Origin of the sequence: Gracilibacillus sp. YIM 98692, from assembly GCF_010993965.1 — a bacterium.
Lineage (GTDB): Bacteria > Bacillota > Bacilli > Bacillales > Amphibacillaceae > Gracilibacillus.
Window position 1 is genome coordinate 1 of record NZ_WIXM01000027.1, and the last position, 17283, is coordinate 17283.

Genomic DNA, 17283 nt, shown 5'->3' on the forward strand with positions numbered 1-17283 from the left:
CCCAAAACGGAATGCCATGAAGAAAATGCGTGCCAAAATCAAAGCGTACACGGAACCTCGAAGCAAGCTGTACGTAGATATACGCGAATTAGTAAAAGGATTAAATCGTCGTTTACAAGGATTTAAGAATTACTATCTCATTTCTCCTATAGCGAAGAAATGGCTAACCCGTATTGACTGGTACGTGTTAAAGCGTCTAACCATATTTAATAACAAGAAAAGAAATAGACGAAAGAAACATAGGTATTTTATAGAAGCAAAGGACGAAGTAAAACATATTTTGGTGAAATTAGCTAGTTAGAGTACTGTAATGCCAAAGAAAGAAGAACATCGGAAAGCCGTATGAGGGAAAACCTCACGTACGGTTTGATGAGGGGAAGCAGGAAGAGAAACTGCCCTCCGTCTGGCTTAGTAAGGTGAAACACCCTGAAACCCGAAGACAAGAAGGCACTATTTAATTCCTGTTTTCTACTCTACCCCGGAAAGCGAGTGTTTTTCCGCAGCGCCGATTACGCACTCATCGAGACAAGTGGAGGAAAACTTTCCCAAAGTTACTGCACAGTTTATGGATATTGTGTTATATGAGGATATTTTTAATAGTAACAGTTTTTTTTATATGTAAGTAAAGGACCAATATTGCTCCTTTCTTACATATGGCAAAAAAGTATGGTTGCCTGTAAATTTTCTGCTATATAGGATAGGGATAGATATCTTATAAAGGGGAGAGATACATGGATATTCATCATTTATTCTTAGACAGGTTACCAAAATTATCGAAAAACATTCCGGTTACATGGGGGGTACCGTGGAAAAAAGGCGAAGTAAAGAAAACAGATCACTTCGCATTAGAAAATAAAATGGGAGAATCTAATCCGGTTCAATCATGGGTACAGGCTTATTGGCCAGATGGATCAGTGAAATGGACGGCACATTCTGCCATTATCAATAGGTTGGATGCAAATGATATGTGTTTAGAAAAACACACGCCCTCAAACGAGTTTAACGCGCCATTACAGGTAAAAGAATCAGCTGATAAATGGTTCATTCATACCAACCAATTGAGCTGTGAAATTCCAAAAAGTGGTCAAAATATCATTGAAAGCATTTCATTAAATGGACAAAAGCTTGTCAAAAATGGCAGTCTCATTTTAGAAATAGAAGAGCAGCATTCTCTAGAAGGAGAGATCTGGTTAAGGCAACGGAAAGGAAGATCTAAGGTCACTAACGTCACCGTAGAGCAAAATGGTCTGATTCGATCTGTTGTTTGCCTAAAGGGTACTCATCAACTAGCTGAAAATGAGCATAAATTGCCATTTAAACTCAGATTTTATTTCTATAAGGACCAACCTTCTATTCGTTATGTACATACATTTATCGTGGATGGAGAGCCAGCTATTCAAGATCAAATCGAAAAAATAAAAGCGATCGGCATTACTTTTAAAACAATTGCTTCAGGTAAGCCCTATAACCGACACATTCAAATAGCAACGGAAAATGGATGGTATAATGAAGCAAGTCAATTAATGCTATCCAGACGATACAGACACAATGATGAGTATAAAAAGCAAATAGCGGGAGATATGATTTATCCAAAAGATAGTACAAGTGATATCTTCCATCAAGGAGAGAAAAATGCTATTTGGCAACATTTCAAATTAATGCAAGACAACGTTAATCACTATAAAGTGACTAAGAGTACAGGACTTACCAATCAATATATAGACAGTATTCATAGGGAAAAGGCAAAAGGTGGATTATATGTGGGCAGCGAAATAGGAGGGATACTCACAACTTTGAAAGACTTTTGGCAAAAATACCCTTCTTCCATAGAAGTTAATCATTTAGCTGATCAACACCCAACTGTTACAGCCTGGTTCTGGCCGAAAGAAGTAGAGGCTATGAACTTGGAACATTACTCTACTCAAACACATGTGGAGAGTGCTTATGAAGGTTTTGATGAATTACGTGCTACTCCCGCAGGTATTGCGAACACGAATGAAGGTGCTATTACTTTATTTCAAAAATCGCCTAGTCAAGAGGATTTGAATTTTTATTTAGAGCTTCATAATCGACCGGTACAGCTTCATTGTACATCGTCCTACTATGCAGATACAAAAGCGTGTGGCTTCATTTCCTCACCTTTACCAAATACAAGCAATCCTTGGTTAACTGAAATCGAAAAAAAGTTAGATGAAGCAATTCATTTCTATCAGCGTGAAATTATACAACGAAATTGGTATGGGTTATGGAATTATGGAGATGTGATGCACACCTATGATTCAACCAGGCATCAATGGTGCTATGACCTAGGTGGATTTGCTTGGCAAAATACGGAATTAGTTCCTAATCTATGGTTTTGGTATAGTTTTATGCGAAAGCCAACTGAGTCATTATTTATTATGGCAGAAGCGATGACAAGGCACACTAGTGAAGTCGATCAATACCATACTGGCAAGTATCAAGGCTTTGGTTCTAGGCATAACGTGATGCATTGGGGATGTGGTTGTAAAGAAGTTCGCATTAGCATGGCTTCCCTTCATAAGTATTATTATTTCTTAACAGGAGATGAACGAGTCGGAGAAGTAATGGAACAAGTAAAAGATGTAGACCAAAGAATTAATCAATTACCACCAATGAGAGAATTTTATGATGTCAAAGAAAATTTAATCCCTATCCGTACTGGACCGGATTGGTCATCCTTTTTATCAAACTGGATTCACCAATGGGAGAAAACAAATGATGCGACCTATTATGAAAAAATAAAACAAAGTATTCAAAATGTAAAAGAAGCTCCATTGCAGTTGTTGTCAGGACCTGTTTTTTATTACGAAAAAGAAAAACAAAAGCTTGTTCATATGGGGGACGGAACATTAGGAGATTATCACATGGTCATCGCTTTTGGCGCACCCCAAGTTTGGTTTGAGCTTGATGTTCTATTAGAAGATAATGTATGGAAAAAAATGCTTGCAGATTTTGGTTCCTTTTACTTATTAAGTGACGAAGAAATGAAAAAAAGAACAAATGGGAAGCTGCACAAAGCATTATTTCACTGGCCAATGTTCGCAACAGGAATAGCAGCATATGCAGCAAGATATTACAAGGATTCTACTTTAGCAGAAAAAGTATGGGAAATTCTATTACGAGATTATCCTTTAAATACAAAGCTTAACGAAATCAATGAATGGGATCGAATTATCGAGGTTGAAAATATTTCAACTAATGCGGTATCACAGTGGTGTTTAAATGCGATGACATGTTTAGCATTAATTGGAGATTACCTCCCAAAAAACTTCATGCAAGAAAGTGATAATGCGGTAAAAAAGTGATAATATAAGGCCTGTATGGCTGTTTGTACAACTTATGATCTAAATAAATGGAGGATCGACAAAAATTGAATATTGTAGGAAAAGTGTAAGCGTTTTATATTTTGGTTAAGCCGTTATTCGGTTAATAGAAATCAAGGAGGTGACAAAAAGAAACAAACATCTCGGATTTATACGAATGGTCATAAAAATGAAAGGGGAGAAATGGAACAATGAAACAAAAAAAGAAAAGTATTTGGATGCTCTTATTAACCTTTATTATTAGTGCATTACTGATTGGATGCAGTGATGGAGAAACGAATACATCAGATGAAAATAATGATAATAATCAAGAAAATACAAATGATTCAGAGGCTGAAGGCAATGGAGAACCAACAGATATTTCCATTATGACTGCATCATTTACTCCTGAGCCACCTGATGAAAGCAGTCCAGCTTGGCAAGCCATTGAGGAATTTACAAATACAAACTTAGACATTGAGTTTGTTCCAAATAGTAACTATGATGAGCGTTTTAATATTACTTTAGCTTCAGGTGAATTACCTGACGTTATATTAACTGGTAAAACACCAAGTTTTATTAATGCCGTGGATGATGGAGCGTTTTGGGATCTTACGGATTATGTAGATGAATATGAAAATTTAGGTCAAATGAATGATATTGTGAAAAACAACATTTCGATTGATGGGCGAATTTATTCTCTTTACCGTTCCCGTCCTCTAGGTAGAATGGCGATGAGTATTCGTCAAGATTGGTTAGATAATCTAGGGATGGAAAAGCCTACAACAATTGAAGAGTTTTATGATGTTATGTATGCCTTTACACATGATGATCCAGATGGAAATGGGCAAGACGATACGGTAGGTACAATCGTTTCAGAATATGAAGGTCCATGGGATATTATGCAAACATGGTTCGGTGTACCGAATAAATGGGGTATTGATGAAAATGGAGAGCTTTACCCACATTTCCAGGACCCAGCTTATCGTGAAGCATTAGATTTCTTTAAGAAAATGTACGATGAAGGATTAGTTAATGAAGACTTTGCTGTTATGGACCCAGCAAAATGGCATGATGCTTTTGTTAATGGAAAAGCAGGTACCATTGTTGATGTGGCTGATGCAGCAAGTAGAAACCAAGATAAAATGATTGATGCAGATCCTTCATTAGAAGGTGCAGTTGATTTAATTGGTGCTGTAGAAGGACCGAATGGATTGCATAACCTACCAACTACTGGTTATAGTATGATGTTTGCTATTTCAAAGACATCTGTAGAAACAGAGGAAGAATTACACAAAGTATTAGAGTTCATGGATAAAATGAGCACAGAAGAAGGGCAAAACTTAGGATTTAATGGGGTAGAAGGAAGACACTATGAAATCGTTGATGGGGTTTATACTCCAACTGAAGATCAAGGATTGGTTTATGAACATGAAGATTTAAACCAACTACTTACATTTATTCCGGAAGAGCGATTTTTAACGGCGCCTTTACAAGAGATAGAAAAGAAAGAGGAAAAGGTAATGAAAGCCAATGAGGAAATAGCTGTTCCAAATCCAGCTGAACCACTAGTTTCTGAAGTATATAGTCGTCAAGGGGAGCAACTTGATAATATTATTCTGGATGCTCGCATTAAGTACATTGTTGGTCAAATTGATGAAAGTGGACTAGATGAAGCAGAAGAACTATGGATGAACTCTGGCGGAAAAGAATACATCGAAGAAATTAATCAATTATATCAAGAAGCACAATAAGTTTGTGAGTATTGATATCTGAACAACTTTATCAAGAGGTTGTTCAGATATCCTCATATTAAGGGGGGAAAGCAATGTCTTTATTAAGTATGAAATCAAGAAAGGTAAAGACGAATGGACCGTTAGATACAAATCAATTAACGAAAACACAGCAGTTATTAAAGGATAAATGGCTTTATGTTCTATTGCTGCCAGGCATTGTATATTTTGTCTTATTTAAGTACATGCCAATGTGGGGGGTATTAATGGCCTTCCAAGATTATTCACCTTTTAAAGGGTTTTGGCAAAGCGACTGGGTAGGATTTGATCATTTTCAGTATTTTTTCCAAAACCCTGACTTTTTTCGGTTGTTAAGAAACACGTTAATTTTAGCATTATACGATCTTATTTTCTTTTTCCCGGCACCAATTATTATTGCCCTAATGTTAAATGAGCTTCGAATGCAATTTTTTAAACGAACTATTCAAACATTAGTGTATGTACCTCACTTTATGTCATGGGTTATTATCGCAAGTATTACCTATGTATTTTTAACTACTAGCGGAGGTGCTGTCAACGCTGTTGTAGAATATTTTACTGGTGAAAAAATTAATTTCTTATCTAGCCCAGATTGGTTCCGACCTATGATCATTGGACAAGTTATTTGGAAAGAAACTGGTTGGGGTACGGTTATTTTCTTAGCGGCTTTGGCAAGTGTCAGCCCCGAACAATACGAAGCGGCGATCATGGATGGAGCAGGCCGATTTAGAAGGATGTGGCACGTTACTTTACCAGCACTTCGTAGTACTATTGTTATTTTACTTATTTTAAGACTTGGTAACTTCTTAGATCAAGGTTTCCAACAAATCTTTTTGATGACTAATTCCTTAAATAGAAGTGTTGCAGATGTCTTTGATACGTATGTCTATTTTGTCGGGATTACACAAGGTGCGTTTAGTTACAGTACAGCGGTCGGTTTATTTAAGGCAATAGTTGGGATTATTTTAATTTATGGTGCTGACTATCTAGCTAAAAAATTAAAGCAGCCAGGGTTATTTTAAATCACAGATTATAGATTAAAGGGGGAGATCACATGCATAAGATGCATAATACACCATTAGGAAGAGTATTTGACGTATTTAACCACATATTCTTGGCACTGCTGGGTTTGGCTACTTTTATCCCATTTGTATATGTCATTGCGGGTTCCTTTGCAACAGAATCTGAAATTGCAGCAAGGCCGTTTTTCTTAATTCCAGAAACGATTACGACAGCTGCATATGATTATATTTTTTCTACGACGACATTCATTCGCAGTATTGGTGTTTCGGTTCTAGTAACTGTATTGGGGACATTAGTTAGCTTACTTTTAACGATGACTATGGCTTATCCTCTGTCTCGCAAAAAATTATTAGGAAGGAATTTAATATTAAACCTAGTTGTTTTTACTATGGTGTTTAATGGTGGGATGATTCCTACTTACATGGTGGTTAAAAGTCTTGGATTACTAGATTCCCTGTGGGCATTGATTCTACCTGTAGCCATCAACCCTTTCTATTTAATAATAGTAAAGAGCTTCTTTCAAAATCTACCGTCAGAGCTAGAGGAATCTGCAAAAATAGATGGTTGTTCAGATATGGGTGTTTTTTGGCGAATTGTTATTCCATTATCAAAACCAGTTATTGCCACATTTACACTTTTCTATGCCGTGTTTTATTGGAATGATTTCTTTAATGCTCTATTATATATAAGCGACAGTGCTAAATGGCCGGTTCAGTTATTATTACAACAGTTAATGATGGTCGCAAATATGGATTTTGGGGAAATGGATACGATGCTTGCAGATCCACCTGAAGAATCCTTAAAAATGGCAGTAGTAGTTGTTGCAACTGTTCCAATTCTTATTTTCTATCCATTTTTACAGAAGCATTTTGCAAAAGGGATATTACTAGGTTCTGTGAAAGGTTAACATAAACTATCTCTCTATAACCTGACTATCAAGGTATGGAAAACGTTTTCTGTTTTTGGTAGTATAGGTATAGAAGAGGTGATGGAATGCAAAACTTGCTAACGAGATCAAAGGAATGGATGATTCATCGATGGAATAGTAGATTTTTTAGAAAAAGTTTCTTGTTAATATTATTTATCACTTCTATTCCAGGTATTATTTCAGGTATTGGCATCTATTTATTTGGTCTACATTCAACCGAAACAGAGCTAAGAAAAATGCATGTCGAAGAATTGGATGAGCGAGCAGAAAATATTAATGAGCAATTTAATTATTTAGAGGAATCATTATCTTATTGGGCTTTTGAACCAACTTTTAATACAAAATTAATTAATATGGATTATGTTCGTCAGTTTCAAAAGACTAGAGATCTTAAACAAAAGATGATCATTTTACAAGGTAGTCATCCATTAATTGAGCATGTGGAATTATTCGTTGATGGGGAAGATCCCGTGGTTTTCTCACCATACCTTTATTATTTACGTAACCAGGAAGAGTATCAATCGTATTCCTCGTTATTAGATGGACCGCAAAATGTTACATGGGAACAGCCAGAGGAATTTAGAGAAGGGACAAATTTCAAAAACAATATTGTCTTATCTCACCAGATACCTGGTGTAAGCAATAATCCATTTGGAGCTATAGTTGTTACCATTGATCAAAACAGCTTAGCTCAGCTGTTAGAAACCTTAACTCCATATAGTGATGGGTTAACTGTGTTATTAAATCAATCAAACGAGGTCATGTTGTCCACACCCGCTGAAAATCAATCGGAACTTATGACACGTATAACAAATCATTTAGCTGGATCAGAAACGGAAGATCAATCATTTCAAATCGATGTAGATGATGTAACCTATTCCGTATCGTATGGGGAATTTGATCGAATTGGTTCGACTTGGACTTATGTGTCTGCCGCACCAATTTCAGCAATCACCTCCCCGATCGTTACGATATCTAAGGTCATTTTAATAGCGAGTTTATCCTTGTTGTTTGTTGCTTTTGGAATGACATGGTTTGCATCCAATAGGTTATATCAACCCGTAAGACGTTTAGCTCTTTCTTTTGGTGCAAATGATAGAAATGAGTTAAATGCATCCGATGAATTCGAGCAAATTAGTAAACATTTTCGTGATTTAACAGATGAGCGCAAAAGGTTAGAAAAGCGTCTGACAGCACAATTGCCACAATTAAGGCAAAATTTTTTGGTTCAATTGACAAAAGGTTTTCTATTTGATTATAGCGAGGGATCCTTGCAAAAAAGAATGGAAAGCTATAGATGGAAAGTAGAAGACCACTCTTTTATCTTACTAGATTTACAACTAACAGGAATGTATGATTCAAAATCTAACAAGGAAGACGATGATAGTTTAGTTACTTTTGCAATGGCGAATATGGCAGATGATATCACGCCAAAATACTTTAACCAGTATACGATTCTAAACTACTATGACCTATCTGCTGGTGTATTTTTAGTTGTGCCGAATCAATTAACAGATGAAAAGCTGCAAATTAATCAATTAGCAGAAGAGTTGTCTGAAGCTGTTAGCAATGTATTACAATTAAGCGTTACCATTACGGTAAGCTCAAAAGTAGAGAAAATTAAACAAATTAACCTTTTGTTTGAAGAGATAGGTAGAGGTAAAAGATATCGTGAATTTGAAAATCAAAATCAGATCATCCATTTAAATGAATTAAATGAGGATAACAATATGCAAAAGCTTATTTATCCATTTGAATTAGAGAAAGAAATTATTCAATGTGTTCGAAGAGGACGTACAAACGAAGCAGAATCTTCTATTAGGCACTTTTTTAATCAACTTATCCAAAATGGGGCGAAAGAAGGAAATGTTCAAGCAAGTACCCTGCAGTTGTATAGTTCCATTCAGCACGAGATATTACATTCCGGAATTGATCCGACTGAGTTATTTAATGGGCGCAATATGTTTGAGGAGCTAGCTCAAATTAGAGAAAGAGAATGGATCGTTCGATGGTTAGTTGATCAAGTAATCAAACCATATGTAGATATCATAGAAAGTAACGTGAATATGGAAATGAAACGTTTAGTGGATGAAATTGTAGCTTACATTCATGAACACTATATGGAGGACATATCATTAGAAAGTTGTGCAGATAAAATCGGAACGACAGCATATTCACTAAGCAAAGCTTTTAAGAGAATTCTCGGTACTAATTTTATAGATTATCTGACAGAAGTTCGAATGGATCATGCGAAAGAATTACTATTACAAACGAATTGGAAAATAAGCGACATAGCTGAAAGCGTCGGGTATCGACATAGTTACTTTAACCGTATCTTTAAAAAACAGGTTGGATTACCTCCAAGCCAATTTAGAAAGATGAATGCAAACAGCTCTTAAGGGGGATACACACGTGAGTAAATTACTGAAGGAGCAATTTTTAACTCCTGATTCTGAGTTTTCGCCTATGCCCTTCTGGTTTTGGAATGATGACTTAAGTAAAGAAGAATTAAAAAAGCAATTGCATGATTTCAAATCAAAAGGAGTAATGGGCTTTGTGTTACACCCAAGAATGGGAATACCAGAGAATATTTCCTATTTATCAGATGAATTTATGGAATATGTGAATTTTACAGTAGAAGAAGCAAAGCATCTGGGCATGTACGTAATTCTATACGATGAAGCGATGTATCCGTCAGGTGCTGCAAATGGGAAAGTGGTGGAAAAGAATCCGCAGTTTGCCAGCAGGGGGTTAAAAGCAGATGAGTTAACCATCTCAGAGGCCTTATCTCCCTTTACTTTACATCAATATGACCGTTTAATGGCTATTTATTTTGCTAAGAAAACTAGTGGGAAAATCGATTCAGAAAATGTTAGCTGTGTCTATCCATTAAATATAGCAACAGTTCAACAGTTAGATACAGATAAGGACAAGCAATCGTTACAAATAGATCCAAATATCATAGAACGTTTCTTCCAATCTAATGAACGAATTGAAGAAGAGTGGGTTACCTTATTAGTTTATGAAACAGAAACTGGAGGCACTATTCGAGGTATTCATACAAATCAAGATGATGGTGAAAAGAATGCACCTAGGTCTGCTGATCTATTGAATAAAGAAGCTGTCGATACGTTTATTCAAATCACACATGATCGATACAAAGAAGTAGTGGGCGAGCATTTTGGCGATACCATTTTTGCTATGTTTACGGATGAGCCTGATATGCTTGGAAGGAATGCGCGAAAAGGTTTGATTCCTTGGACAAAAGGATTTGAAAATGAGTTTTTTGCAAAGGGAAATCATGTAGAAGATATTGTTGGGCTGTTTTATGATGTCGGAGATAGAACATATTCGATTAGAAAAAGTTATCAATCTGCATTACATCAGCGATTGTTAGCCAATTATTATCAACCAATCAGTAAATGGTGTGAACAAAACGGATTGGCATTAACTGGTCATCCTGCAGCTAGTGATGACATTGGGCTGTTAGAGCCATTTCATATTCCAGGACAGGATGTTGTGTGGCGGTGGGTAGCACCAGAAGATCAGAAAGCAATCGAAGGTGAGCATTCCACAGCAGGAAAATGTGGGGCTGATGCGGCAAGGCATTTGGGCAGAAGAAGAAATATCAATGAGTTTCTAGGAGTTTGCGGTATCGATAATAACTGGAATCTTTCTGCAGGTGATATGAAATGGTATATTGATTGGCTTGCGGTAAGAGGGGTAAACTTATTTTGTCCTCATGCCTTCTATTATTCTGTTGAGGGTAAGCAAAGAAGCCATGAACGTCCACCTGATGTCGGACAAAATAATACATGGTGGCCGTATTATCGATATTTCAGTCAATATATGATGCGATTGAGCTGGGTTATGACAGATAGTGTCAATCAAGCGAAAGTAGCAGTTTTAGCAGAAGATAGCTTTTTGCCGTGGCAAATGGCCAAAATGCTTTATCAAAATCAGATTGAATTTAATTATTTAAATAGTAAGCACTTGATAAATGGTGATGTCACGTTTGAACAGGGAACACTCAACATTCAAAAGCAGCAGTATCAATTGCTTATTATAGATCAAATTTCTCTTGAATCGATTCACCCATCGATAATCGAACAGCTTAAACTGTGGATAGAACAGGGTGGAAAAGTATTGGTAAACGGTAATAATAAACAAAAAAAACTGCTGCCAGAAGCCGATTATATTCCTGACTATATTAAAAAACTAGATGAATTGGATCAAAATGATCAATCATTCTTATTAAATTATCAATCTGTTCAATTAGCCAAAGAATCAGAAGATATACGAGTTTCTGTTGTGGAAAAATCTGATTTGTACTTTTATTTGATCGTAAATGAAGGTGAATCTACTTATAACGATAGCCTTACATTACCCCATAAAGGTAACATAGAGATTTGGGATCCATGGAAAGGGCAGTTCGATAACGGTAATGCTAATGGGAGCAGTATAGAATTAGAACTTCCGCGAAGATCCTCTATTCTTTTAGTGGTAGATCCTGCTAATACTAGTTTAGAAGGAAATGTAAATAAAGATTTATATACATGTTGTATACAACAGCTTGAATATAAACCGAATGTTCGAGTTCAATGTGACCATAAGGTTTGGTCAAAAGAAACCTTAACAAGTTGGACGGAAATAAATGAGTTGTGTCATTACTCTGGTACAATAAGTTATCCATTTGTCTTTGAACTTGATCATAATCCAGAAGATTATGATCAAATACAGCTTGATTTGGGTGCCGTCTATGATATTGCAGAAGTAAAGTTAAATCAACAACTGATTGATGTGATATTTTGGTCCCCATATAAATTGTCTCTTCCTAAAAGGGTATTCCAAAAAGGAGATAATGTTTTAGAAATAAATGTAACGAATAATATGGCGAATCAAATGGACCATTTAGAATTACCATCAGGTTTATTAGGACCTATTACTCTAACTTATAGGAAACAGAATTAGATAAGGCAGGTGATGAAGTTGAACAGCGATACATTCTTAGGAAAGTTTTATCAGTTTGGTGAAGGGGTTCTTTTTCTTTTCTATGTCAATTTACTGTGGGTAATTGGTACAACGATGGGCTTGCTCTTCTTCGGAGTAGGACCGAGTACAGTTGCGATGTTTACTATCTTTCGAAAATGGTCAATGGGGGAAAAAGGATTCTCTGTTGGGAAAATATTTCTGGCTGTCTATCGAAAAGAATTTTGGCGAGCAAATACGCTTAGTTGGCTAATGTTTCTTTTCGGTATGATGTTGATCGTGAATCTGCAGTTTTTTGCAGTGGGGAATGACACGTGGAATTTCTTGTTTAAAGCCGTATTTATGATTATTTTCTTACTGTATATGATTATGCTTATTTATCTGTTTCCTTTATATGTTCATTACCAGACCACATTTAAACAATATTTTAAAAATGCTTTTCTTATTGCTATTTATCAACCAGTTAGAACGATATACCTTTTGGCAGCTTGTTTTACGCTATATTATTTATGGGTGACCTTTCCTATATTTATTGTCTTTTTTGGAGCTAGTCTGACCAGTTTCATTGTCATGTGGATAAGTTATCGTACTTTTGCCCGAATAGAGTATAAACAATCATTGTTACAGGAGAAAGAAGATTTACTGCAGCAACCTATTGTGAACAGGGAAGGAATGACTACATGAGTAAAACTAGAATATATTTAGCAAGTGATTCTACTTGTCAAACTTATGATAAAAATGAAGCACCGCAAGCAGGATGGGGGCAGTTTTTACAAGGTTATTTAAACCAAATAGAGATCTGTAATCATGCGATTGGCGGTAGGAGTTCCAAGACTTTTATAGAGGAAGGCCGTCTGCAAGCTATTTTGGACGACATTCGTTCTGGTGATTATTTAGTGATTCAGATGGGGCACAATGATTCTACCAAAGAAAGGCCGCAGAGGTACACAGAACCTTATCAAGATTATAAGAAATATTTAAAACAATATATTCAAGGTGCAAGGGAAAAAAAAGCTATACCCATTCTTATCACACCAGTTACAAGGTTGCATTATGTTAATGGGGAATTCTTAAAAGATTTTGGAGATTACTGTAATGCGATGAAAGAAGTAGCTAACGAGGAAGCAGTCGAGCTTATTGACTTGATGTATTGGAGTAACGCACATTTACAAACGATTGGATATAAGCAAGCGAAACAATATTTTATGCTGGATGTAAACGGAGAGGATTGCACTCATTATACGGAAACAGGTGCGGATCAAATAGCAAGAATCGTTGCTCTACATCTAAGCGATATGGTAAACATGAAATAACCCCAAAGTGTTAGGTCGCTTTGGGGTTCAGTATTTTTATCACGGTGAACAATCGTCCGTTAGTCCCCTCCTTCACGACTTAGAATAATGAAAGAAGTAGAAGTGGGGGATGAAGAACCCCCACTAATGGAAGGCTCTCTTTATACTTGGAATTTTCTCATTGACTCCTGAAGTTCTTCTGATAGTTGTTTTAACTCATCCGATGTAGAAACAAGAGACTCACTTACCTTCAATTGTTCCTCTGTTGTTGCAGATACTTCTTCACTTATCGCAGAAGATTCTTCTGCTGTTGCACTTACTTGATGAACGGTAGAAGTGAGTACTTCTTGTGATTCGCGAAGTTGTTTAATCGAATTGGTAACTTCCTGAATTTTGCTGGTAAAGCCAGCCATGCTTTCTCCTACATTATTTAAAATGAATTGTGTTTCTTGTGCTTGTGTTACTTGTGATTGGAAGCGAGGATTCGCTTTTTCTAATAACTCTAATGTTTCGTTTACTTCATTCACAATTCCATTCGTGATGTCTTCCACCTTATCAATAGACTCTTTAGATTGAGTGGATAATTTACGGATTTCATCAGCTACTACGGCAAACCCTTTTCCTGCTTCTCCTGCACGAGCTGCTTCAATCGCTGCGTTTAATGATAATAGGTTCGTTTGCTGCACAATATTGGTTAGCATAACCATTACGTCATTAATTTGTTCGGTGCTGCTTTTTAAAGTGTCGGTTTTTTCTACAAGAGCTGATGTCATCGATTCACCGTCTTTTGTCTGTTGAACAAGCTGATTCATTTTTTCTAAGCCAGTATGACTTTTCTCTAATACTTCTATAGAACTATTTTCCATTTCGTGATTATTATGAAATACATTTTCTACTTCATCATGAATATTAGCAGCAAGGTTGTTACCTTTCTCCGCTTCGTCCGTCAATCCAGTAGCGCCACTTGCAATTTCTTCAGAAGCAGCTGCTACTTCCTTTGCAGATTGTGACTGCATTTGTGAAATATCTGTTAATTCCACTGCAGCATCAAGGACTTTGTTCGCTGAATCTCTCGTTTGATGCATCATTTGAGAAATATTTTCTAACATGACATTAAAGCTCTTTGCTAGTTCCCCAATCTCATCCTTACGTTTGGTTTGATCAGATCGGACTCTTAAATCCCCCTGCTGTGCAACGGCCATCAAACTGGATACATTTACTAATGGCCGTGCAATGGTTTTTACAATTCTAGACGAAATCAAAATGCTAATAAGCAATGAAATGATGATGATGACTAAAGTAATGAGAAAAATGGTTTTGGTATCTTTCGTAAGTTCTGCTTCCGACACAGATCCGACAAGGTACCAATCAGATATTTCTGATTTATGTTGAAAAACAAGCTCCCCATTATCCTCTGTCATATTTTGCTCACTATCGGTTGCTATTTGATATGGGTATGTGTTCGTAATTTCATCATGATTAAATGAAAAAACAACATTGCGATTAGCGTCAACGATGCTAACATAACCATTTTCACCAAATTGTACGCCATCTAGCGTATTATGAAATACATTTGTATCTAATTCCATTACTAATAAATATTGAACGCCTCCAATTCTTAATCTTTGCCCAAAGTTAACGGTAGGAATTCCATTATCACCGCTAATCCCTTGTTGCAATCCACCAATCCATGTGGTTGCATTTGAACTGGATTTAGCAGACTCATACCACTCAGATTCAAAAATATTAGAATCAGGGACAGACTGGGAAGAAGAGACGACTCTTTCCTTATCTGTATGTAATAAGTAAAGGTTTACATTATTATCAATTAAAGCTACTTGTGTTAATACATCATCAATAATACCTTTCAATGAAAAATATTCAAAACTTGATGTGTCTTCAAATTCGTCCATTTGCTGCAAAGTGCTGGTGAAATCCTGTGACATCAATATTTCACTAACACGGTCTTTATAACGTTCCAGCATGAAATCCATTTTATCTCCTGCTTGTATAATCGTTTGCTCCGATGCTTCCGTTACTTTTGATTTAATAATTTGATTAGAAACAAAATAGGACGAAATACCCACTAAAACAACACAGATGAATACGGTTACTAAAATACTTGTGAAAATTTTAGTCCCAATGGAATGCTTTTTAGAAACGGAAGATTGATGATTTCTAGCATCTTGATTCTTATTATGTTTCATTCGTTTTGCTAAAGAAAATAGCTTCTTCTTCCATTGCTTTTGTAACAGCTTTTCTCCCTTTTTGCTTTTGGCTGTCTTTTTTAAAAAACCCTTTGCCATAATGAACCCCCTAATAAAAATGTTTTTCTTCTTTTGGTAATAAAGTTTCATTATTAAAGAAAAAAGAATAGGTTAATACTACTTATAATAGTTCTAAATAATTATAACATAATTTTCCGGTTCTCACGATATTTGTAGAAAAAACAGGACTTATGTCTTGGTAGAAAGCAATAAAAAAAGAGCTGCTTTAAAAGTCAGCTCACTGTATTCAAACCTGAACCTGAACTATATTTGCTTTAGGTTCAGGTTTATCACGGTGAACAATTGTCCGTAAAATCCCCGCTTGAAGACTAGAATAATGAAAGAAGGATAAGTGGGGGATAACAGACGCTAGCACCCTGATAAGTTTCGCTAACCATCGATGGAGAGTGAAGAATCCCCACTGATGGAAGTCTCACTTTATATTCAGTTTTAATGACATTGATCACCGTCACAGTAACTTCCTTTAGAGTTTGAAAGGTTTTCGAATTGGCCTCTCTCTTCTTCTTCCACCTTTTCTAATGCCTGCATAAATGTTTCAATTGGTTGTGCACCAGAGACGGCATATTTTTGATTAAATACGAAAAATGGTACACCTGTAATGCCTAACTTTTGAGCTTGATGTTGATCGTTACGCACTTCCTTAACATAACGATCTTGATTTTGCAGAACATCTAAGATGTGTTGCTTCTCTAATCCCGACTTTTCCCCGATATGAACAAGGGTTTCTAAATCACTCAAATCAGCTGATAATGTAAAGTAATGATACAGTGTATTTTCTACGAATTCATTTTCTTTCCCAACCGTTTTTGCATACTTAGAAATTCTATGGACATCGAATGTGTTGGTAGGCTTCATGGTGTCAAAAACAAATTCTAATCCAACAGACCTTGCTTGTTCACCTAATTGTTTATTGGTTTGCTTTGCCTGTTCAAGGCTCATATTATATTTTTTAGCAATTAATTCATGAATACTTTTTCCATTATATGCTGGAGTATTAGGATCTAATTCAAAGCTTCTATATTTTATATGGATGTCTAATTTTTTAGGAAATCTTTCAATTGCTTGTTCTAACCGTTCTTTCCCTATATAGCAAAAAGGACAAACAAAATCAGACCATATTTCTATTTGCATCATTCAACACCTCACTTGATGAATAATCTTATTTTTACATAATTCCCATCAACCTATAAAGTAATATGCTTAAGGTTAAAAACACTTTTTCAAATTGATAGGCACCACCAAAAAGAAAAAGATGATTATAAAGATGACTGTAGGTTTGACGAAAACCAAAAACATTGCTTGATCTCTTGCATATACTAAATTAAGTGAAGTTATTTACATTCAAGGGTATCCGTTTATCATCATGGATCAATGCATAATGGTAAGGAGGTGTTCGTGAATGATGACAGAGTATCTCGAGTTAATTAATGATGAATTTTACTTTGTTATACCTGCACTATGGATCATTGGTTATGCATGTAAAAGAACACCGTTTTTACCTGATTGGTTGATTATTTGGATTTTATTATGCATTGGAGTATTAGCATCATGTAGCTTATTTGGATGGAGCATTAAAGCAATTGTGGATGGAATTATCGCTGCGGGGATAGCAGTGTTTGGTCACCAAATGGTCAAACAAACGATTTTCCGAAAAGGATCATAAAAGTG

Annotated in this window: 12 protein-coding genes; 10 read left to right on the top strand and 2 right to left on the bottom strand. The window is 35.9% G+C overall.

Going from position 1 to position 17283, the window contains the following annotated elements; genetic code table 11:
• The 9 genes from GHD00_RS16650 to GHD00_RS16690 all read left to right on the top strand — a co-directional run.
• A partial coding sequence (locus GHD00_RS16650) for a group II intron maturase-specific domain-containing protein (RefSeq protein WP_276208287.1) occupies window positions 1-301 on the top strand: 301 nt, incomplete at its 5' end.
• Window positions 302-731: 430 nt separating this feature from the next.
• Window positions 732-3326, top strand: coding sequence for an exo-rhamnogalacturonan lyase family protein (locus GHD00_RS16655; protein ID WP_163539294.1), 2595 nt, complete (start codon window positions 732-734; stop codon window positions 3324-3326).
• Window positions 3327-3535: 209 nt separating this feature from the next.
• The gene (locus tag GHD00_RS16660) at window positions 3536-5077 is read left to right on the top strand and encodes an extracellular solute-binding protein (RefSeq protein ID WP_163539295.1); all 1542 of its coding nucleotides are present in this window, start codon (window positions 3536-3538) and stop codon (window positions 5075-5077) included.
• 74 nt (window positions 5078-5151) lie between these two features.
• Window positions 5152-6117, top strand: coding sequence for an ABC transporter permease (locus GHD00_RS16665; protein ID WP_163539296.1), 966 nt, complete (start codon window positions 5152-5154; stop codon window positions 6115-6117).
• Between the two features lie 32 nt (window positions 6118-6149).
• On the top strand, window positions 6150-7025 hold the full coding sequence (locus GHD00_RS16670) for a carbohydrate ABC transporter permease (protein WP_163539297.1): 876 nt from the start codon (window positions 6150-6152) through the stop codon (window positions 7023-7025).
• A gap of 86 nt (window positions 7026-7111) precedes the next feature.
• Window positions 7112-9445 carry a helix-turn-helix domain-containing protein gene (locus GHD00_RS16675; RefSeq protein WP_163539298.1) on the top strand — a complete coding sequence of 778 codons (2334 nt, stop codon included), beginning with the start codon at window positions 7112-7114 and terminating at the stop codon, window positions 9443-9445.
• A 13-nt stretch (window positions 9446-9458) separates the two neighbouring features.
• Window positions 9459-12017 carry a glycosyl hydrolase gene (locus tag GHD00_RS16680; RefSeq protein WP_163539299.1) on the top strand — a complete coding sequence of 853 codons (2559 nt, stop codon included), beginning with the start codon at window positions 9459-9461 and terminating at the stop codon, window positions 12015-12017.
• An 18-nt stretch (window positions 12018-12035) separates the two neighbouring features.
• The gene (locus GHD00_RS16685) at window positions 12036-12719 is read left to right on the top strand and encodes a YesL family protein (protein ID WP_163539300.1); all 684 of its coding nucleotides are present in this window, start codon (window positions 12036-12038) and stop codon (window positions 12717-12719) included.
• Window positions 12716-13348, top strand: a complete 633-nt coding sequence (locus GHD00_RS16690; protein WP_163539301.1) for a rhamnogalacturonan acetylesterase — start codon at window positions 12716-12718, stop codon at window positions 13346-13348. The genes GHD00_RS16685 and GHD00_RS16690 overlap by 4 nt, the downstream gene beginning before the upstream one ends.
• Window positions 13349-13488: 140 nt before the next feature.
• On the opposite strand, the gene GHD00_RS16695 is transcribed toward GHD00_RS16690, so the two are convergent.
• A complete protein-coding gene (locus GHD00_RS16695; protein WP_163539302.1) occupies window positions 13489-15633 on the bottom strand; it encodes a methyl-accepting chemotaxis protein in 2145 nt (714 codons plus the stop codon).
• A gap of 411 nt (window positions 15634-16044) precedes the next feature.
• A complete protein-coding gene (locus GHD00_RS16700; RefSeq protein WP_163539303.1) occupies window positions 16045-16746 on the bottom strand; it encodes a DsbA family oxidoreductase in 702 nt (233 codons plus the stop codon).
• 268 nt (window positions 16747-17014) lie between these two features.
• On the opposite strand from GHD00_RS16700, the gene GHD00_RS16705 reads away from it, so the two are divergent.
• Window positions 17015-17278 (top strand): phage holin family protein, encoded by a 264-nt coding sequence (locus GHD00_RS16705; RefSeq protein WP_163539304.1) that lies wholly within the window; start codon window positions 17015-17017, stop codon window positions 17276-17278.
• The last annotated feature ends 5 nt before the right edge of the window (window positions 17279-17283 follow it).